Origin of the sequence: Thioclava sp. GXIMD2076, from assembly GCF_037949795.1 — a bacterium.
GTDB classification, from domain to species: domain Bacteria; phylum Pseudomonadota; class Alphaproteobacteria; order Rhodobacterales; family Rhodobacteraceae; genus Thioclava; species Thioclava kandeliae.
Window position 1 is genome coordinate 59,650 of the sequence record NZ_CP149933.1, and the last position, 18,095, is coordinate 77,744.

An 18,095-nucleotide genomic window follows, 5' to 3' on the forward strand; every position below is an offset into this window, starting at 1 on the left:
TGCTCCGATCAGCCGTCGATCTTGACGCCGAAGGTGGCGCCTACGCTGTCATTCCAGCGGGTGACCCATTCGCTGCCTGCGCGCGATGCCCAGTCGGGCAGCACGACATCGGTCAGGATCTTGAGCGCCTCGGCCTTATCCGCGTCGGAGGGCTCGACGAGGATCATATGCTGCGCCTCGCCCGATGTGCACTCGCCCTTGCCGGTCAGGCAGGCGATGTCGTTTTCCAGCCCCCCCTGTGCGGCCGCCCATGCCGGTGCTTCCAGACCTTCGGCCACAGCCGATTTCAGCGTGGTCTGCTGCTCGGCCGAGAGATCGTCGAACTTGTCTTTGTTCATGGCGATCACGACCGGATCCCAGCCACCGAGGGGCAGCGTCAGGAGGTGGTCGGAGACCTCGGCCCAGCCAGCCGAATAGCCCGAGCCCGCGCCGGTGACGGCGCAATCGATCACACCGCGCTCGAGCGAGCCCGGCACTTCGGAGAAGGCGATATTGATGCCTTCCGCACCAAGGGCCTCGAGGAATTTGGTGGTCATGCGGCCCGAGCCACGGACCTTCTTGCCCTTGAGATCGGCCAGCGAGTTGACCTCGCCCTTGCAGAAGACGACCTGCGGCGGATAGGGGGCGATGCCCAGCAGCTCGGCATCGAAACGCTGGTGCATGATATCGGCGACCATCGGGCGCGCGGCCTCGACCATCTTCTGCGCGTCGGCGGCATCGGTGGCCAGGAGCGGCACATCGAGCCCTTCGAGCTCGGGCGCATCCCCCACGGTATAATCGCCCACCGTCGCCCCGATATCGAAGACGCCATCGCCCAGCATGCGGAACACATCCGCGCCCTGGATGCCCATCTGATCGAAGCTCGTCAGCTGCGCATCGAACTCGCCCTTGGACAGCTCGGGCAGCTTGTCGGTCCAGAAGGGGGTCTCGAAATTCTTGTAGAGCGGCAGGTTGCTCCAGCTCCCGACGACATTGAGCGTTTCGGCAAATGTCGGGGAGGCCAGCAGGGTGGCCGCGATCAGGGTGGATGTTAGGGTTTTCATGGAGTGTCTCCTGTTGGGATATTCTTTATTTTGGTTGGTTGGTTGGTTGGTTGGTTGGTGGGGGGCTGTCAGGCCCCCGGGCGGGCATGGACCCCGCGCAGGCGGCGCTCGGCCTGCCCTGCGGGGATGTCGGTCACGAGCATGTAGCCCGGAGCATGGGTGATGGCGAAAGCGGGTTTTGCGGCAAGGATCGCGGCTTGCGGGGTCACGCCGCAGGCCCAGAAGACGGGGATGTCGCCCTCTTCGATCACCGGAGCATCGCCGTAATCGGGGGTCATGATATCGGAGATGCCGATCAGGGCCGGATCGCCAAGATGCACGGGTGCGCCATGGGCCAGCGGCAGGCTTGCGCAGATCTGCACCGCTTCGATGGCGGCAGCGGCGGGCATGGCGCGCATCGACACGACCACCGGGCCTTCGAAGGGGCCAGCGGGGCGCGTCGGGATATTGGTGCGGTACATCGGCACATTGCGACCCGCGCTCTGGTGGCGCACGGGCAGGCCCGCCTGCACCAGCGCGTCCTCGAAGCTGAACGAACAGCCGATGGCGAAGCTCACCAGATCGTCGCGCCACAGATCGGCGATGTCGGCAGGCTCCCCGACGAGCGCGCCATCATGCCAGACGCGGTAACGCGAGAGATCGTGGCGCAGGTCGATTCCGTTGCCGAGGCTGGGCAGGGAGGGGTCGCCCGGTGCGCCCACGGCCAGCAGCGGGATCGGTTGCGGATTGGCTTGGGCAAATCGCAGAAACGCAGCGGCCTCGGCCTCGGGCAGGATCACCAGATTGGCCTGTAGCGCATCCCCACCCACGCCGGAGGTGGGTCCGGTAAAACGTTGCGCACGGATTTCGGCGCGCAGAATGCGCGGATTTTGCAGATCGGTCATGATTTTTCCCTGTTGTTGACCCCAGTTTTGAACGCATAACTGATTTTATCAACGACGTTTATTTCTTCAGTTCCGATCTAATTATGAGATCAGTCTGCGGCCGCGACAGCCGCAAGCGTCACCTCTTTGCCAATTTTTCCGGCGCGTTCGGGCAGATGGCAGATCGCGAATTCGAGATCGGGGAGTTGGGCGTCTTCGGTGACACGAAGCTCACGGATGTCGGCATGCGGCCATGTCGCCACGATGTCATGGGGAAGCGTGCCGATGCCGAATCCCTGCCGCACAAGATGCAGGACTGTGGCCAGCGAGGCGGAGCCATGCACGGCGAGCGCCTCGTGCGCCCAAGGCGATAGAAGTTGAACGATGGCGCGATGGGGCAGCGTGGATTTCGGAAAGGAGACGATCGGCAAGCGCGCCAGATCGCGCAGGGTCGCGGGCTCGGGCAGGTCGAAATGTTGGCGCGAGACATACCAGCCGTGGCGGACCGGTGGCAGCGGAGTCAGGTCGGCCCCGCGCGGAGCCAGATCGCGCAAGAGGATGACGATATCAAGCTCGTCCGCCAGCAGCGCCTCGCTCATATGGTCTGATGTATCGATCGAGATCTCGAAGCGTAGAAGGGGGTGACGGCTGCGCAGCATGGTCAGCATGCGTGGCAGGATTGTGTGGGTCATCGTCTCGGCTACCCCAAGGCGCACCACCCCCGCCATGACACCCTGTGTCAGTTCGTTGAGGATGCGCTCCCGGCTTTCCAGAAGCGTCTCTGCCTCGTCGAGGAGCCTGCGCCCGACCGCGGTGAGCCGTACCCCACGTCCGGCTTTCTCGAAGATCGAGATCTTCAACCTGTCCTCGAGATGGTGGATGCGGCGCGAGATGGCCGATTGCGCGATCCCCGTCTGGTCGGATGCGGCACGGAACCCCCCATGGCGGGTGATCGCGCGGATCATTTCGATATCGCGAAACTCGAACATGGCAGGGCTCCGGTGGGTAGGGGGCAGTTGTCTGGATCCGCCCGAAACTAGAGCAGGCGCGGGCTCCGGTCCATCGGGATGATCGATTCTGCGCCACAGGGTCGCGCGGGGATGGCCGGCCGCTCCGGTTTGGCGGCTCCCGGATGTCTCTATGCCAAGCGTTTTAGTCAGGTTAAAATCCCTGACAGAATGTATCAACTATTTGTTTTTGTTGACTTATATCTTCTTTGGGGCTATCTTCCTCTCAATCACCGGCAAGAGGGCTATCCCGCCCGCCGATCTGTCGAGATCACACCCGAAAGGAAACAACATGACCAAGACCTGTTCCGACTGCGCCTTCTTCGAGGACCACAAGACCAACGCAGCGGCCGCCGCGGATGATGCGGGCCTGTGCCGCTTCAACCCGCCCGTTTCGCAGCCTGACGCTTCGGCCCATGGCTTGTGGCCGGTGGTGAAGACCGATGACTGGTGCGGCCATTTCGAGGCTGAATGAGCTTTTCGCTCTCGGATACCATGCAAAGAGGGCGCTCCACTGGAGCGCCCTCTTTTTTCTTGAAGACAATGATTAGGGGCCTCTTGCTTTTTCCGAGTATTTTTGTCAAGTTAATTTCCGAAGCAAGGAGATACCTATGTCCCAGACGCGAAACGCGCAGATCCAGCCTGACAGATCGGGCATCCTGACCACCGGCTTTCCCAAGAGCGCGCTTCTGCGCGTATTCCGGCTTCAGATGCAAAGCATTGATGTGCCAGCCAAACACGGCTGGATGCGCGCGCTTGCCTATGCGCAGCAGGTCTGGGGACGGCCGATAGGCGCACAGGTATTCTCTGAAATGGCTGTATTGATGGACCGCGTGATGACGGCCCGTCGCTCGCCCATGGGCTACGGTAACCCCGATTGCGAATGCTGCGCGAACCGGATCAACCCTCTGGAGGGTTATCTGCTCAATGTCATTGCGGCGCAGTGGGCGGGCAAACCCACACAGGCCGAAGGCTTCGCGCTCTTCCTCTCCGAGGCCAATGGCCCCGACCAACTCGTCAAAGCCGCCGCGCGGGTGGCGGGCCTTCTTCCCAAACCGCAGGCAAACTGAACCGAAGCCCCGAACGGGCCCCGACTGCGTTGTCACGGGCAACATGCAGCGATCCAAACGGTCGCGGGTGCCTTGCGAGGCGCGCAAGGCCTGCGTGGTCAGGTGGCTCTAGGCAGGCGGGGCGCATGGCCCCAAGATCACGGCGGGCCAATGGCGGGTGCCGTGGCAAAGGTCCGTGCGTATCGGTTCGATCGCGGCATTCTCAGGCCGGTTGGAGGTGTCAGCCGCCGAGAGCCGTGCGCAGAGGGGGTTCGTCGACATCTTTGCCCGAGAAGATGCGCCAGGCATCGACGCCTTGATAGAAGAAGAGCTCCCAGCCCGAAATCCGGACCAGTCCGAGAGCTTCCGCACTTTGCATGAACTCGGTCTCACGCGGAGTATAGACGGCATCGAAGGCCCACTGCGCGCCTTCCATCGCTGCGCGCGCCAAAGGCGTGCCGCCGCGACCCGACATGCCCAGCGGAGTGCAGTTGATCAGCCCCTCTGCGCCGCTTGCGGCAGAGGCTGCATCGTCCTCCACGCGGATCTCCGTGTCGGGGCGGGTGCTGCGCAGAACGCGGGCAAGCGCCTCGGCCTTGGCGCGGTCGCGATCAACCAGCCGGATCTCGGGCGCACCGAGCGCCAGCAATCCGAAGGCCACGGCCCGACCCACGCCGCCAGTGCCGACCATCAGCACAGGACCGGGTGCGGCCTCGCCGCGGATGGTGCGGTAGGCGCGGATGAAACCGGTATAATCGGTGTTGAAACCGCGCGGCCCGTCACTGTCGAAACGCACCGTGTTACAGGCGCCCATTGCCTGCACCAGCGGGTCCTCGATGGTCAGTTGTGGAACCACCAATTCCTTGTAGGGATAGGTGATATTGGTGCCGCGATAGCCCAGAGCGGGGAGGGATGCGAAAATCTCGTCCCAGCTCCGGCCCATCTCCTGTGGAACGAGCAGGTCATAGCGCACCTCGATCCCTGCCTGCGCGCCCGCGAACCTATGCAGCTTGGGCGAGGAGGAGGCCGCAATATGATCGCCAATCAGCCCCAGAAGTAGTGTGGTGCTCATGCTTTGCCTTTCTTCCGCAGCTTGGTCCAGATCGGCGTCTGGCTCAGGAATATGACGATAACGGCGACAAACAGCGTCAGCGAGAGCGGGCTTGTCAGAATGCCCATGAAGAACTGGCCCAGATCCTCGCGTTCCGAGATGATCGCGCGGCGCCAGTTGTCGTCCAGTAGACGCGACAGGATCACACCGAGGATCACCGGACCCAACGGATAACCGTAATGGCGCATGAAATAGCCCACGATCCCGAAGCCCAGCATCCAGTAGACATCGGTCACCGAGTTGTTCACCGCATAGGCCCCCACGATCGACAGCAGCAGGATCAGCGGTATCAGCACCGAGCGCGGCATCTCGACGATCTTGGTGAAGATCCTGATCCCCGTCAGGCCGAAGAGCAACATGAAGAAATTGGCCGTGACCAGAGCGCCAACGATGAACCAGAACATATCGGGCTGTTCGACCATCAGCATCGGGCCGGGATTGAGACCATGGATGAAGAGCGCCCCGATCATGATCGCGGTCACCGCATCGCCCGGAATGCCCAGCGTCATCATCGGGATGAAGGCCCCGCCCACGGCGGCGTTATTGGCGGTCTCGGGGGCGACAAGCCCCTCGATGGCGCCTTGGCCGAAGGGACGGGAGGGTTTCTTGGTGACGCGTTTGGCGTGGTCATAGGCCATGAGCGCCGCAATATCGCCGCCGGTGCCCGGAAGTGCGCCGATCAACACGCCGATGGTGGAGGTCTGCAGGCTGAGCGGCAGATGCTTGCGGATGGTGCCGAAGGAGGGCACGATGCGCGAGAGCGTCTGGCGCATGGCTTTGCTATCGACATGGTGGAGCTGCATCAGCGCCTCGGACACGCCGAACATCCCGATCATCACCGGAATGAAGGAGATCCCGTCGGTCAGCAGCGGAATGTCGAAGGTGAAGCGCTCGTCGAAGGTCAGCGGGTCCATGCCCACCGCGCCGATCGCGATGCCGAAGGCACCGGCAAAGATCCCCTTGATGAGCGAGCCTTGAGAGAGCGAGCCCACTAGCAGGATGCCCAGAACAGCCAGCAGCATATAGTCGCGCGGCTGGAAAGTCAGCGCGAATTTCGACACCGAGGGCGCCAGAAGGGCCAGCACGGCAATGCCCACGAAGCCGCCGAAGAAAGACATGACAGTGGTGATGCCGATGGCCTCGCCCGCCTCACCGCGCTGCGCCATCGGGTAGCCATCCATCGCGGTGGCAATGGCCGAGGGTGCACCGGGGATGTTGAGCAGGATCGCCGTGCGCGAGCCGCCATAGACCCCGCCCATATAGATGCCGATCATCAGCGAGATCGCGGGCAGCACGTCCCAGGAGAAGGTGAAGGAGATCAGGATCGACACCGCCATGGTGACCGATAGTCCGGGAATGGCGCCGATATAGACGCCTGCGAAAGTGCCGACCCCCACCAGCAAGAGCAGCTCGGGTTGGGTGAAAACCGTCAGGAATGCCATGAGCGTCTCCATCATTTGCCTCCACTAATAAGGGTGCGGACGGCCTGCAGGATCTCGGCCTCGGGCACGATGCCTGCGGGCATAAGCACGGTGAAGACGATGCGGAAGACCAGATAGATCACCGCGAGCGTGCCTAGCGACACCGCCAGCGTGAAGCCCCAGCCGCGACGGGAGAGGAGCTTGATGGCGGCGATCAGAAATAATGCCGATGTCGGCAGGAAGCCCAGAGGCTCAAGCACAATTCCGTAGAGCACCAGAAACACCGCCAGCACCAGCACCAAGGGCGGCAGGATATCGCCCGTAAGCGTTTCGGTCTCGGTTTTCGGCAGGCGGGCGGTTTTCCAGCCGATCACGAGGGCGCTCACCAGCATCACGGCCGCGGTGGCCATGGGCACCGCGCCCGCGCTCGAGAGGCTGTCGAAGCCCGCGATACCATAGGCGTTCCAAAGCAGGGCGCCGCTGAACAGGACCAGAATGGCGGTGAAGATGCGCTCGCCCGGTCGGCGATGGGTGGCATCGCCTCCCGGTGTCGCATCGGATGACCCGTCCAGTGACGCGTCATGCTGGTGGTGAAGATGATCTTTCATCTTTCCTCCGGAATGTTTGGCAAACGAGACGGGCGCGCCTGAACGCGGGCACTGCCCCCAAGGAAAAAGCCGGACCCGAAGGTCCGGCCCCGTGATCCGCGCGGGATTACTTGGACGGACGGCTTATGCCGAATTCTTCGGGCGAATTCTTGGCGATACCGGCATCCTGCAGCAGCCATGCGGTATTTTGCTGCCATTTGGTCAGGAACTCCTGCGCCTCGTCACCCGAGATGTTCATGAGCGTATAGCCGCGCTTGTCCATCAGGTCCTTGAAGCCCTGCTGCTCGGCGGCTTCATGATAGGCCGTCTGCAGCTTGGTGATGGCCTCTTCGGGCGTTCCGTTCTTCACGAAGATCCCGAAGAACGGACCCCACGGCAGATATTGCGCATAGGCGTCGTTGAACTGCGTCACGGGCGGCACATCGGGCAGGAAGGGGCTGGCTTGGGTATCGATGACGGCCAGCGGCTTCATATTGCCTGCCTTGATGGATTCGATCGAGGCACCGAGCACGGCGGGCATTACATCGATGGCCCCGCCCTGCAACGCGGTCAGCGCCGGACCGTCGCCATCATAGGGCACGGAGATGAAGTCGAGATCGCCTTCTGCCGCCTCGAGCATCGCGGATACCACCGAAGGCAGACCGCCAGGACCCGTCGATCCGATGCGCAGCTTGCCCGGGTTCTCTTTGATATAGGCGATCATGCCGGCGTAATCGCTGAAGGGCGCGTCGTTATTTGCCACAAGGATCGGCGTGCCGCGGGCCAGAATGCTGATCGGCGTGAAATCCGAATAATCCTTTTTGCCAAGGCCGAGAACTTTGTAAAGCAACGGGTTTTCTGCACCGATCAGCATGGTGTAGCCATCGGCTTTGGTTTTCTCGACCTTGTTGAGCGCGATCGCACCCACCCCGCCCGTGATGTTTTGCAGCACGACGCTGGCGCCCAGCACGTCTTCGGCATGTGGCGTGACCGCACGGATCACGGTATCGGTCGAGCCGCCCGCACCCCATTGGATGATGCCTTGGATCTCTTTCGCGGGATAGTCCTGCGCGAAGGCTGCGGATGCCATCAGGCTTAGCGCCGACACGGCACCGATCAGAATATGTTTCATGGTGTTCCTCCCAAAACTCCACTGGGCGCTCCTCAGGCCCGGATACAGGATATGATGCCTAGATGATCTCATAACGTCAAATGCAGAAACTTGCTGTCTATTAACATAATGTTATTTCATGACTCGCGACATAGTGGCATCTGTGCGGCCAGTGCCAGCTCTTTGCGGAACCGCGCGATAGTATATTCCGCAAAAGATGACAGCACCCTTCCCTGTTTGCGCACGGCATAGATATGGATCGAGTGCCGCGTCTCAAGCGGGCGCAAAACGATGCCGGGCAGCCAGTCATCGGCCACCGAGAACCGGTCGACCACCGCAACGCCCAAGCCCTGTCGCACGAGCCCGATCACCGTTTGCGAGAACCGTCCACGCAGGCTCTGGCGGATCTCGATCCCCGCCGCACGGAACGGACGCATGAGGATTTCACCATAAGGATCCGCGGGGTCGATGCCGATCAGGGGCTCGCGGGCGAGCGTCTCGATACTGATAACCTCCTGTGCCGCCAGCGGATGCTCGGCAGGCAGCGCACAGATCAGCGCCGCCTGACCCACCTCCTCGGTCTCGACGCCCGGATTGTCGACTCTGGAACTCATGATCACGAACTCGCCGCGTTCAAGCAGCAGGTAATCGACGGTTTCCTCGATCTTCAGGATGTTGAGATCGACATAGAGGTCGGGGAAGCGTTTGCGGACATCTCGGATCGCACGGGGCGCGACGAATTGGGCGACCGACGGGGCTGATCCGAAGGCCAGCGCGACATTCTCGCCCTTCTTGAGGCTGTCGAGCGCGAGTTGCAGATTGGCGACATCCTTGTAGACGGTGCGGATCTGGTCGAACACGGCCTGCGCCTCGACCGAAGGCACAAACAGCCCCGCGCGCCGTTCGAACAGCCGCAGCCCAAGCGTTTCCTCGGTATGTTTGATCAGGCGGCTGATGCCCGGGGCCGAGACGTTGAGATGCTCGGCGGCGCCCTGGATCGTGCCGCGCAGCATGACGGCGCGGATGACCTCGATCTGGCGCAGGGTGATGTCGCTCATAGCGTCTCTCGCATAACATGAGGTTAACAGGGTGAATGATAGGATACTTGACGTTAATCGTGCAAGGGTCGAATTTCCCGCCCGACAAGGTAGCGGACGCGGGAGGAAAAGCGCATGGCCGAGAGGGAGGAGACCGATCTGGTCGTGATCGGATCGGGGGCGGGCGGTCTGGCTGCGGCAGTCAGTGCCGCGGTTTCGGGATTGCGGGTTATCGTATTGGAAGCGACGGAGGTGATGGGCGGCACGAGCGCATGGTCGGGCGGGTGGATCTTCGCGCCGGGCAATCCGCTGGCCAGACGTGCGGGAATAACCGAACGCGACGGCGCCCCGCGCCGCTATCTGCAAGCCGTGGCGGGGAATTACTTCAAACCTGAAAAGGTCGATGCGTTTCTGGCGGCGGCGCCGGAGATGGTGGAGTTCTTCGAGAGCCGGACGGCGCTTTGCTTCGAGGCCGGGCTCAAGATTCCCGATACCTATGGCCATCTGCCCGATGCGGGGCAGGGCGGACGCTCGGTCATCGCCGCGCCCTTCGATGCGCGCGCGTTGGGGGCGGATCTGGCGCTTCTGCGCAAACCCATGCCTGAAACGACCTTCAAGGGGATGACCATCCAGTCCGGCCCTGACCTGCGGGCCTTTATGACCATGCTGCGCTCGCCGCGCGCGTTTGTGCATGTGACTAAGCGGGTGCTGCGCCATTTTCGCGATCTGGCACTGCACGGGCGCGGGATGGATCTGCGCAACGGAGCGGCACTGATGGGGCGGCTGCTCCTGTCGGCGCGGCAGGCGGGGGTGGATCTGCGCACCGGCCAGCAGGTGCAGGCGCTCGAGCACGATCAGGGACGGGTCAACGGGGTCATTCTGGCGGATGGCAGCCGGATCGCCGCACGGCGTGGTGTCGTTCTGGCGACGGGCGGGTTCGGACAGGACCCCCAGCTGCGGGCTGACCTGATGACGCGTCCGCAGGAGAACCTCGCCCTTGCGGTGCCCTCGGCAAAGGGGGCGGGGATGCGGCTCGGACAGGCCGCAGGCGGGGCACTCGATCTCGATCTGGCGAATGTGACAGCCTATTGTCCGGTTTCGCAGGTGCTCTGGCCTGACGGGCGGCGCGGGGTGTTTCCGCATATCATCGATCGCGGCAAACCGGGGGTGATCGGGGTGCTGGCGGACGGGCGGCGGTTCTGCAACGAAGGTCTGGGCTATCATGACTATGTCACGGCGCTGCTCGGAGCGGTCGCGGAGGACCAGCCCGCCGTCTCGTGGCTGGTCTGCGATCACCGGTTCCTGCGCCGCTTCGGGCTGGGGATCGTGCGTCCCGCGCCGGTGCCCTTCGGCTACTGGTTGAAATCGGGCTATCTACAGCGCGGGAAAACGCTGGAGGATCTGGCACAGGCCTGCGGGATCGATCCGGCAGGGCTGGCTGCGACGGTCGAGACCTATAACACGCAGGCGCGGCGCGGGGAGGACCCGCTCTTCGGGCGCGGCACCACGCCCTATATGCGTCTGCAGGGCGACCCCGAACAGAGCCCTAACCCCAATCTCGCTCCGATCGAGCGCGGCCCGTTCTATGCGGTGAAAGTCGTGCCGGGCAGTTTCGGGACCTTTGCGGGGCTACGCACGGATGGTCGGGCACGGGTGCTCGATGCGGAAGGCGCGGTGATCGGCGGGCTCTATGCGGCAGGAGGCGACAATGCCTCGGTCTTTGGCGGGTTCTATCCGGCAGGCGGTATCAATCTCGGCCCCGCCCTGACCTTCGGGTTTATTGCGGGGCGCCACGCGGCGCAGGAGGAACGCGCATGACACATAGACTTTCGGTGGCCCATCTGACGGCAATCGGGCTCGCGCCGCCCGAGTTCATTCATGCTGCGGCCCGCGCGGGATTTGACGGGGTGGGGCTGCGCCTGTTGCGGGTGACAGAGACCTCGCCCGGCTATCCGTTGCACGAGGATGCCCAGATGCTGCGCGCGACCCTTTCGGCTTTGGCCGAGACGGGGCTGGGGGTGGGGGATATCGAATTTCTCAAGCTGACCCCCGAGACCCGCCCAGAGGAGTATCTGCCGCTTCTGGAGGCGGGCGCGGCGCTTGGTGCGCGCCATCTGATCACTGCGCCCTATGATCCCGATCTCGATCGTCTGGCTGCGCGTCTGAACGCGCTGGGGGAGCTGGCCGCGCCCTTGGGGATCAAGGTCATGCTTGAATTTTTCCCGTGGACCTCTGTCCCCGATCTAGGTGTGGCGCAGCGCGTCGTCGAAGCGGCGGGCCCCGCGACAGGTCTGCTGGTCGATAGTCTGCATTTCGACCGTTCGGGGTCGGATCTGGCGGAGCTGCAACGGATCGATCCTGACCGTCTGCCTTTTATCCATCTCTGCGATGCGCCTGTTCGGCCGTATTACAGCACAGACGAGCTGCTGCGCACCGCCCGCGAGGACCGGAGCCCGCCCGGCGAGGGGGAGATCGATCTGGCGCGGTTCCTGCGCGCCTTGCCTGCAGCCATCCCGATTACGCTGGAGGTGCCGATGCAGGCGTTGGAAGAGGCGGAAGGTTCGCAGGCCGTGCTGACCCATGTGGCCGGCCAGACGCGGAGTTGGCTCGCGGCTCAGGATCTGTGAGCGGGGCGCCTGTCTGGTCCTCTTTCCCGCCAGCTCATTCAGGCCCCGGAGGTTGGCCGGTTCCGTCTTTTAGCCGTCCCTGAGGTATTGGGCGCACCGATGGCCATTCGGGCGCGAAGGGGCACCGGAGTCAAGGGGTGCCTCCGAGGACGGCAGTACCTGGACGCGGATGGCGCGTCCCGCACGGTAGTTGCAGGAATGGGCGGGCCTCAAGGGGATCATCGTAAGGGGCCATCCACCGGACAGTCTTGACCTGTGCAGGAACGGGTTCAGGTGCAGGGTGTTCACGCAAGGGCGCGTAATGTTCTGCCGCCAGTTGGGACCGCGGTAATTGCTGCGTTAGGGTATGAAGTTCGCGCATTCCAGCGGGGGAGGAAGTGGGGTCGAGGTGCGCGGCGCATTGAATGCAGGGACGGTGTGCGTGTCGGTGAAAAATGGCCTGATGTGCCGTGCCGCGTGTGGAAAAGGCACATATATCGGCTCCCGGCGACATATTGGCATGCCAAGGATTGGCGGGGCGCACGCCCTTATGATGGCGCGGGGGCGTTCCTGGGGGAGCGTCCGACGCACAGTTCGAACATAGCGCGCATCGTCGCGACGAACGCCGAGGGAGCGCGCCTTTTATACTTAAAGGCTTTGGAAGAAGCCCCGCAACTGCATCAGAAATCGCATGATTTTTCGCACCAGCAAGCCCCCCCACCCGACGCTTATGGAATTGCACTCCTCAAGGCCTCGATCTCGGGGTGGTGCTTGACCAATAGCTATGCTTGAGCCACCAGCGGAAAAACTGTCCGGAAAATGGATGCCCCTCGGTCTGACGGTCAGGGCTTCAGCGGGAACTCCGTCACGTTCCTTGGTAAAAGAGCCAGAAAACGATCCGGTGCAGCTTTCTGACAACGGAGGTGGAGCCGATACGGAGTAAGCTTTCCCGCAAGACCGGGCGATTTGGCGGTGCAGGGCCCGCGCCTTCATCAATTTTCAGGACGGTTGGTAGGTCGATGGCGAGGGGAAGCCGGACTGTCTGAACGGGTGTTGGTCAGCCGCCGGTGAACCACTTAACAAAGCGATTTCTGACGTGATCGATGTGGAGGATCATGGCTTCGCGCGCTGCAGAGGCATCGCGGTCGCGGATGGCGGTCAGGATCGCCATATGCTCTTCTGCCTGCGCGAGGAAATCGGGTTCGAGATGAACCATATGGCACATCCGCGACTTGTCGCGCATGTTGCGGATCAGGTCCGCAAGAACCTGCATGCCGCTGCCCTGCGCGATGCATTCATGCACCTTGTCATCGTAGAGCCAGAAGCTTTCCAGATCCACATCGGGAGCGGCGATGAGCGTGCGCGTCTCCGCAATCAGAGCGTCTGTGCTGCCCGTGGCAGATTTTAGTGCTGTGAGCGCGGCAGCCTCGCTCTCGAGTTGGCGGCGGATCACCATGATCTGCAACAACTCTTCGAGCGGCAACTGGCGGACCGCGACTGTGCCGTTCGCGGCGCGCTCGAGAAGGCCTTCGCTCGTAAGGCGCGTCAGCGCGGTGCGCAACGGGGTGCGCGAGGTGGAGAGATCCTCGGCCAGTTTGCGCTCGGTAAAGAAGCGACCCGGTTGCATATCGCCCGCGAGGATCTTGGCGCGGACGATTTGATAGGCCCGTTCGGTTACACTGAATTTCTCGTCCGTTCCGGTCAAGCTTGGGCCTCTCTCGGCAATCATGATGCGCGCCCGGGCGAGTGTGTCAAAAATAGCCTGGACACGCAAGCTGATAGCGGATTCCTTTTGGGATACCAATCTAAAACCAATCATGGTTTTATCAGGCAAAACCATGAGCCGGATTTGCCATTTTCGGTCCGGTCCATGGAGGTCTGCCGCAGAGAGGGAAGGACAGATATGAAGACGATTGCAATTACGGGCGGCTGTGGCTTTGTGGGGCTGGCCCTGGCAGAGAGCCTTCTTGCCCGGGGGCATGTGCCGCATCTGCTCGATCTGGCGCCCACGCCGCTGGCCGCGCATCCCTCCCTGTGCGGTGCCGTATATCATCGTTGCGATGTGACGTGCCCCGGGGAGATTGAGGCGGCCCTCGCGCATAACCGCCCCGATATTGTGGTCCATACGGCGGCGCTGACACCCAGCCCGCAGATGGAGCGGGAGCAGGCAGCGAGGGTGATCGAGGTGAATCTGACAGGCACGTCCAATATGCTTCAGGCCGTGCAGGCATCCGGCATCCGGCGTCTGATTTATCTTTCGTCGGCGGCGATCTATGGCAGCTCTCCCCGCGCGGGGGCAACTTTGCCCGAGGATGCCGAGTTGCGGCCGAATTCGCTTTACGGGGTCACGAAAGAAGCCAGCGAAAGGCTCGCGGCTATGATCGCGCAAGGCAATGATATAAAAGTATCTATCCTGCGTCTCGGGCCTGTGTTTGGGCCTTGGGAGATGCAGGGTTCGTCCCGGCCCGGGCTCTCGGCGCAGGGGCAGATGCTGGCATTGCATAAGGCGGGAAAGATGCCCCTTCTGCCATCCGAAATGGTCACGGACTGGGTCTATTCCCGCGATGTCGGAGCCGCAATCGCCGCATTGATAGAGGCACCCCCGCCGGAGGGGTCAGAGATCTTCAACCTCGGTGCAGGGCATGTTTCCAGCCCGCTCGACTGGGCTGCAGGCATGGGGTTTAAGGGCGAGGTCGTCTCGCCCGAGGCGGCGACCATTACGGCGCGCGTCTCCGACGGTCGCCCGCCGCTCGATATTTCCCGTCTGGCAGCGCGGATCGGATATGCGGGCGCGCGGGGCTTGGAGGCGGCCTGTCGCGATCATCAGCGCTGGCTCGCGGAGGTTGCGGCACTGTGACAGAATAGGGCGGCTCGGCTCTCAGGGGGTCTGCGCATAGGTTAAAAATGCGACTATGTCCATTATAACCGCACAAATCATAGGCAGTCATGGAGGGGGTGGGTAGAACTTCGGGAAAGCGGTTGCGCAGGATATACCTCGGCACCAATGGTCGGTGAACGTGGTATCCCACCAAGAAACCAAGAATCAATGCGCGCCGCGCCCAGCCCATTCCAACAGGAGCTATCCCATGCTACGCAGCCTGATTTCGGCCGCCCTTCTGGCCGCCTGCCTTCCGAGCCTCGCTTCCGCCGCCGATCTCGATGCCATCCGCGAACGTGGCAAGCTGATCGCCGTGACGACCGGCAACCTGCCGCCCAATACCTATGTGGACAAGAATAACGAACTGACGGGCTTCGACATCGATGTCGCCCATTACATCGAGAAGAAGATCGGTGTGCCGATCGAAATCAGCCGGCTCGACTGGAAGGGCATCCTGCCCGGCCTTCAGGCGGGCCGTTTCGATGCGGTGTTCTCGAATGTGAACATGACCCCCGAACGTCTGGGCATGTTCGAATACTCGATCCCCTATTCGCGCTCGGCCATCGTGGTTGTGCGCAGCACCAAAGCCGCGGATATCAACGGTTATGACAGTCTTGTCGGCAAGCGGGTCGGTGGTATCGCCGGCGGTAATGACGGCGAGATCCCGGCCCGCGCCATTGCCAAGGAATATGGCGATTTCAAGAAGTTCACCGGATATGCCGGCTATACCGAGATGTTCCGGGATCTTCAGGTGGGCCGTATCGACGCGGTGATCGCGCCTGAGCTGGCCTCGGCCAACTTCATCCGCGAGAATCCCGGTATCGCCGAGATCGTGGGCAAGCCCTATTCGGTGGTCTATGTCGGTGTGCCGATGCAGCCCGGTTCGGACAAGCTGAAGGCGGCTATCGATGGCGCGATCCGCGAGATGCGCGAGAACGGCACGCTCGACGCGCTGGCCAAGAAATACTTCGGCATCGAGCATTTCAGCGATCAGCTGATTGATGAAGTCCCCCACTGATCGCCTTACAAAGCCCGGCATGCAGCGCGCGCCGGGGCCCTTCCTGATTTGCGGAGCCTGCCATGCAGCTCGATTATTCCATCGTTCTCAGCTATATCCCCGCGCTGGCGCAAGCCACGCTGATGACCATCCTCATCGCCGTTCTCAGTCAGGCGATCGGGACGGTCTTCGGCTTCCTTCTGGCGCTGGCGCGGATGTCGAAATATGTGTGGCTCCAGCGGGCGGTGATCGCCTATGTCTGGATTTTCCGCGGCACGCCCGTGCTGCTGCATCTGTTCTTCATCTACTATGCCGCGCCCACCTTCGGTATCACGCTCGAGGCATTTCCGGCCGCGATCATCGCCTTCTCGGTCAGCTCCGCCGCCTATAACAGCGAGATCATCCGTGCTGGCCTGCAGGCCGTGCATCCCGGGCAGGTCGAGGCCGCACAGGCCGTTGGCATGCACTACCCGACAATGGTCCTGAAGATCGTTCTGCCGCAGGCGGTCCGCGTGATCCTGCCCGTCTATATGAGCAATTTCATCACACATACGAAGAACAGCTCGCTGGCCTCGGTCATTACCGTGCAGGAGCTGATGCTCACCTCGCAGATGATCTATTCCAGCACCTATCATGCCATCGAGATCCTCTCGGTTGCCGGTGTGATCTATCTGACCCTGACCAGCGGTCTGACCGGCCTGCAACTCTGGCTCGAGCGTGTGCTCCAGGTCGAGAAGCGCCCGATGTCCGCCCGCAAACGCGCCCGTCTGGGCATCACGACCCCGGAGGCGCCCCGCGCATGACCCAAGCCATGATTGATATCCGCGATCTGAAGAAAACCTTCGGTCAGGTGCAGGCGCTCAAGGGTCTCACCATGTCCGTGCCGCGCGGCGAGGTAGTTTGCCTGATCGGCCCGTCCGGCTCGGGCAAATCCACGCTCCTGCGCTGCGTCAACCATCTGGAGCAGCCCAGCTTCGGCGAGGTCCGTGTCGATGGTGCGCCGGTGGGCTTTGTCGAGGCGGGTGGGCGCAAGCGCGCTATGAACGGGCGCGAACTGGCGGCGCTGCGCGCGCGGATCGGGATGGTGTTCCAGCATTTCTATCTCTGGCCGCATCTGTCGGTGATCGAGAATATCATTGCCGGTCCGATCTCGGTTCTGGGTCAGTCGAAGGAGGAGGCCGTGGCCGAGGCGCACCGGCTCCTTGACAAGGTCGGGCTGGCCGCAAAAGCCGGTGCCTATCCCGATCATCTCTCGGGCGGCCAGCGCCAGCGTGTGGCAATTGCCCGTGCCATGGCGATGCGCCCCAAGGTCATGCTCTTTGACGAGCCGACTTCGGCGCTCGATCCCGAACTGGTGGGCGAGGTGCTGCATGCGATGGAGCAGATCGCGGCCGAGGGGATCACCATGATGGTCGCCACCCACGAGATGGGATTTGCGCGTCGCGTGGCCCAGAAGGTCGTCTTCATGGCCGATGGCAGGGATGTCGAGGCCGCCGATCCGCAAACGCTCTTTGACACGCCCAAAAGCGAACGTCTGCGCCATTTTCTGGGGCAGATCCTGTGACCGGTCGGCTTGCAGGGAAGCGCTGCGTCATCACCGGCGCGGCGAGCGGTCTGGGGGCGGCGACCGTCGCCCTGTTCGTGGCCGAGGGGGCGACGGTGCTGGCCGTGGACCGCGATCCGGTCGAGGCCCGTCCGGGCGTTGTGGCTCTGGCCGCGGATGTCACCGATATCGACGCCGCTCGAGATGCCGTGGCCGAATTCGGTCCGGTGGATGCGCTGGTGGCCTATGCGGCGGTTTCCTTCGGGGGCAAGCTGCACGAGACCACGCGGGATCGCTGGGCGCAGGTTCTCGATGTCAGCCTGATGGGCACTGTGACATGGATCGAGGCGGTGCTGCCGGGGATGCGTGCCTGCGGAGGCTCCATCGTGACGGTGGGCAGCCAGATCGCACTGGCGGGTGGAGCCGGAAACGCGGCCTATGTTGCGGCCAAGGGCGCGGTGATGGCGCTTACGCGCAACCTCGCGGTGGATTATGCCGAAGAGGGCGTGCGGGTGAACTGTATCGCACCGGGGGCGATCGAGACCCCGATGCTGCGCCGTTCCTTCGCGCGTGCGCCCGATCCGGTGACCAAGGAGGCCGCCTCGCGCGGACGCCATGCCATGAAACGGTTCGGAAGGCCCGAAGAGGTGGCCAAAGCCGCGCTGTTTCTTGCGTCGGACGAGGCATCTTTCACCACGGGCTCGGTGCTTGCGGTGGAAGGCGGCTGGCTGGCGCTATAGGCTGGCCAGTGGAGTGGCGTGCGGAGTGGCGTGCGTCTCTTCGCCCTATTTCGTGCCGAGGGTAGTGCGACGGATGGCGCGGGATCGGCCTTCAGACAGGCT

18 protein-coding genes are annotated in these 18,095 nt (G+C 62.9%); 9 read left to right on the forward strand and 9 right to left on the reverse strand.

All coding sequences use genetic code 11. The annotated features are described in order from the left end of the window. Positions 1-8: 8 nt before the first annotated feature. The 3 genes from WDB91_RS14210 to WDB91_RS14220 all read right to left on the reverse strand — a co-directional run bounded on the left by WDB91_RS14210 (position 9) and on the right by WDB91_RS14220 (position 2,895). Positions 9-1,043 carry a TRAP transporter substrate-binding protein gene (locus WDB91_RS14210; protein ID WP_339114853.1) on the reverse strand — a complete coding sequence of 345 codons (1,035 nt, stop codon included), beginning with the start codon at positions 1,041-1,043 and terminating at the stop codon, positions 9-11. Positions 1,044-1,111: 68 nt separating this feature from the next. Further along, the gene (locus WDB91_RS14215; RefSeq protein WP_339114854.1) at positions 1,112-1,927 is read right to left on the reverse strand and encodes a putative hydro-lyase; all 816 of its coding nucleotides are present in this window, start codon (positions 1,925-1,927) and stop codon (positions 1,112-1,114) included. 89 nt (positions 1,928-2,016) lie between these two features. Beyond that, on the reverse strand, positions 2,017-2,895 hold the full coding sequence (locus WDB91_RS14220) for a LysR family transcriptional regulator (RefSeq protein WP_339114855.1): 879 nt from the start codon (positions 2,893-2,895) through the stop codon (positions 2,017-2,019). 310 nt (positions 2,896-3,205) lie between these two features. Here WDB91_RS14220 and WDB91_RS14225 point away from each other — a divergent pair, with 310 nt between their 5' ends. Next, on the forward strand, positions 3,206-3,388 hold the full coding sequence (locus tag WDB91_RS14225) for a hypothetical protein (RefSeq protein WP_339114856.1): 183 nt from the start codon (positions 3,206-3,208) through the stop codon (positions 3,386-3,388). Positions 3,389-3,524: 136 nt separating this feature from the next. Beyond that, positions 3,525-3,983 carry a hypothetical protein gene (locus WDB91_RS14230; RefSeq protein WP_339114857.1) on the forward strand — a complete coding sequence of 153 codons (459 nt, stop codon included), beginning with the start codon at positions 3,525-3,527 and terminating at the stop codon, positions 3,981-3,983. 220 nt (positions 3,984-4,203) lie between these two features. On the opposite strand, the gene WDB91_RS14235 is transcribed toward WDB91_RS14230, so the two are convergent. The 5 genes from WDB91_RS14235 to WDB91_RS14255 all read right to left on the reverse strand — a co-directional run bounded on the left by WDB91_RS14235 (position 4,204) and on the right by WDB91_RS14255 (position 9,250). Beyond that, positions 4,204-5,034, reverse strand: a complete 831-nt coding sequence (locus WDB91_RS14235; RefSeq protein ID WP_339114858.1) for a shikimate dehydrogenase — start codon at positions 5,032-5,034, stop codon at positions 4,204-4,206. Continuing rightward, on the reverse strand, positions 5,031-6,527 hold the full coding sequence (locus WDB91_RS14240) for a tripartite tricarboxylate transporter permease (protein ID WP_339115102.1): 1,497 nt from the start codon (positions 6,525-6,527) through the stop codon (positions 5,031-5,033). Before WDB91_RS14240 ends, WDB91_RS14235 begins: the two co-directional genes overlap by 4 nt. Beyond that, positions 6,527-7,102 carry a tripartite tricarboxylate transporter TctB family protein gene (locus WDB91_RS14245; protein ID WP_339114859.1) on the reverse strand — a complete coding sequence of 192 codons (576 nt, stop codon included), beginning with the start codon at positions 7,100-7,102 and terminating at the stop codon, positions 6,527-6,529. Before WDB91_RS14245 ends, WDB91_RS14240 begins: the two co-directional genes overlap by 1 nt. A 106-nt stretch (positions 7,103-7,208) precedes the next feature. Continuing rightward, positions 7,209-8,213 (reverse strand): tripartite tricarboxylate transporter substrate binding protein, encoded by a 1,005-nt coding sequence (locus WDB91_RS14250; RefSeq protein ID WP_339114860.1) that lies wholly within the window; start codon positions 8,211-8,213, stop codon positions 7,209-7,211. A 116-nt stretch (positions 8,214-8,329) separates the two neighbouring features. Further along, the gene (locus WDB91_RS14255) at positions 8,330-9,250 is read right to left on the reverse strand and encodes a LysR family transcriptional regulator (protein WP_339114861.1); all 921 of its coding nucleotides are present in this window, start codon (positions 9,248-9,250) and stop codon (positions 8,330-8,332) included. Between the two features lie 114 nt (positions 9,251-9,364). On the opposite strand from WDB91_RS14255, the gene WDB91_RS14260 reads away from it, so the two are divergent. Further along, the gene (locus WDB91_RS14260; protein WP_339114862.1) at positions 9,365-11,047 is read left to right on the forward strand and encodes an FAD-dependent oxidoreductase; all 1,683 of its coding nucleotides are present in this window, start codon (positions 9,365-9,367) and stop codon (positions 11,045-11,047) included. Next, positions 11,044-11,856 carry a sugar phosphate isomerase/epimerase gene (locus tag WDB91_RS14265; protein WP_339114863.1) on the forward strand — a complete coding sequence of 271 codons (813 nt, stop codon included), beginning with the start codon at positions 11,044-11,046 and terminating at the stop codon, positions 11,854-11,856. The genes WDB91_RS14260 and WDB91_RS14265 overlap by 4 nt, the downstream gene beginning before the upstream one ends. Before the next feature lie 1,036 nt (positions 11,857-12,892). Here the strand turns inward: WDB91_RS14265 and WDB91_RS14270 are convergent. Beyond that, a complete protein-coding gene (locus WDB91_RS14270; protein WP_339114864.1) occupies positions 12,893-13,675 on the reverse strand; it encodes a GntR family transcriptional regulator in 783 nt (260 codons plus the stop codon). A 63-nt stretch (positions 13,676-13,738) separates the two neighbouring features. Between WDB91_RS14270 and WDB91_RS14275 the strand changes: the two genes are divergently transcribed. The 5 genes from WDB91_RS14275 (at position 13,739) to WDB91_RS14295 (ending at position 17,993) form a co-directional block, all read left to right on the forward strand. Beyond that, entirely contained in the window at positions 13,739-14,692 is a 954-nt protein-coding gene (locus WDB91_RS14275; protein WP_339114865.1) for an NAD(P)-dependent oxidoreductase, read from the forward strand. 229 nt (positions 14,693-14,921) lie between these two features. Further along, on the forward strand, positions 14,922-15,731 hold the full coding sequence (locus WDB91_RS14280; RefSeq protein WP_339114866.1) for a transporter substrate-binding domain-containing protein: 810 nt from the start codon (positions 14,922-14,924) through the stop codon (positions 15,729-15,731). A gap of 62 nt (positions 15,732-15,793) precedes the next feature. After that, on the forward strand, positions 15,794-16,513 hold the full coding sequence (locus WDB91_RS14285) for an amino acid ABC transporter permease (RefSeq protein WP_339114867.1): 720 nt from the start codon (positions 15,794-15,796) through the stop codon (positions 16,511-16,513). Then, on the forward strand, positions 16,510-17,274 hold the full coding sequence (locus WDB91_RS14290) for an amino acid ABC transporter ATP-binding protein (RefSeq protein WP_339114868.1): 765 nt from the start codon (positions 16,510-16,512) through the stop codon (positions 17,272-17,274). Before WDB91_RS14285 ends, WDB91_RS14290 begins: the two co-directional genes overlap by 4 nt. Then, positions 17,271-17,993, forward strand: a complete 723-nt coding sequence (locus tag WDB91_RS14295; RefSeq protein ID WP_339114869.1) for an SDR family oxidoreductase — start codon at positions 17,271-17,273, stop codon at positions 17,991-17,993. Before WDB91_RS14290 ends, WDB91_RS14295 begins: the two co-directional genes overlap by 4 nt. The last annotated feature ends 102 nt before the right edge of the window (positions 17,994-18,095 follow it).

Bases quoted from the DNA above. Each gene is read 5' to 3' on its own strand.
- WDB91_RS14255 (WP_339114861.1), bottom strand. From the start codon at position 9,250: ATGAGCGACATCACCCTGCGCCAGATCGAGGTCATCCGCGCCGTCATG.
- WDB91_RS14220 (WP_339114855.1), bottom strand. From the start codon at position 2,895: ATGTTCGAGTTTCGCGATATCGAAATGATCCGCGCGATCACCCGCCAT.
- WDB91_RS14235 (WP_339114858.1), bottom strand. From the start codon at position 5,034: ATGAGCACCACACTACTTCTGGGGCTGATTGGCGATCATATTGCGGCC.
- WDB91_RS14275 (WP_339114865.1), top strand. From the start codon at position 13,739: ATGAAGACGATTGCAATTACGGGCGGCTGTGGCTTTGTGGGGCTGGCC.
- WDB91_RS14230 (WP_339114857.1), top strand. From the start codon at position 3,525: ATGTCCCAGACGCGAAACGCGCAGATCCAGCCTGACAGATCGGGCATC.
- WDB91_RS14260 (WP_339114862.1), top strand. From the start codon at position 9,365: ATGGCCGAGAGGGAGGAGACCGATCTGGTCGTGATCGGATCGGGGGCG.
- WDB91_RS14225 (WP_339114856.1), top strand. From the start codon at position 3,206: ATGACCAAGACCTGTTCCGACTGCGCCTTCTTCGAGGACCACAAGACC.
- WDB91_RS14210 (WP_339114853.1), bottom strand. From the start codon at position 1,043: ATGAAAACCCTAACATCCACCCTGATCGCGGCCACCCTGCTGGCCTCC.
- WDB91_RS14215 (WP_339114854.1), bottom strand. From the start codon at position 1,927: ATGACCGATCTGCAAAATCCGCGCATTCTGCGCGCCGAAATCCGTGCG.
- WDB91_RS14245 (WP_339114859.1), bottom strand. From the start codon at position 7,102: ATGAAAGATCATCTTCACCACCAGCATGACGCGTCACTGGACGGGTCA.
- WDB91_RS14285 (WP_339114867.1), top strand. From the start codon at position 15,794: ATGCAGCTCGATTATTCCATCGTTCTCAGCTATATCCCCGCGCTGGCG.
- WDB91_RS14280 (WP_339114866.1), top strand. From the start codon at position 14,922: ATGCTACGCAGCCTGATTTCGGCCGCCCTTCTGGCCGCCTGCCTTCCG.
- WDB91_RS14250 (WP_339114860.1), bottom strand. From the start codon at position 8,213: ATGAAACATATTCTGATCGGTGCCGTGTCGGCGCTAAGCCTGATGGCA.
- WDB91_RS14270 (WP_339114864.1), bottom strand. From the start codon at position 13,675: ATGGTTTTGCCTGATAAAACCATGATTGGTTTTAGATTGGTATCCCAA.
- WDB91_RS14265 (WP_339114863.1), top strand. From the start codon at position 11,044: ATGACACATAGACTTTCGGTGGCCCATCTGACGGCAATCGGGCTCGCG.
- WDB91_RS14240 (WP_339115102.1), bottom strand. From the start codon at position 6,527: ATGGAGACGCTCATGGCATTCCTGACGGTTTTCACCCAACCCGAGCTG.
- WDB91_RS14290 (WP_339114868.1), top strand. From the start codon at position 16,510: ATGACCCAAGCCATGATTGATATCCGCGATCTGAAGAAAACCTTCGGT.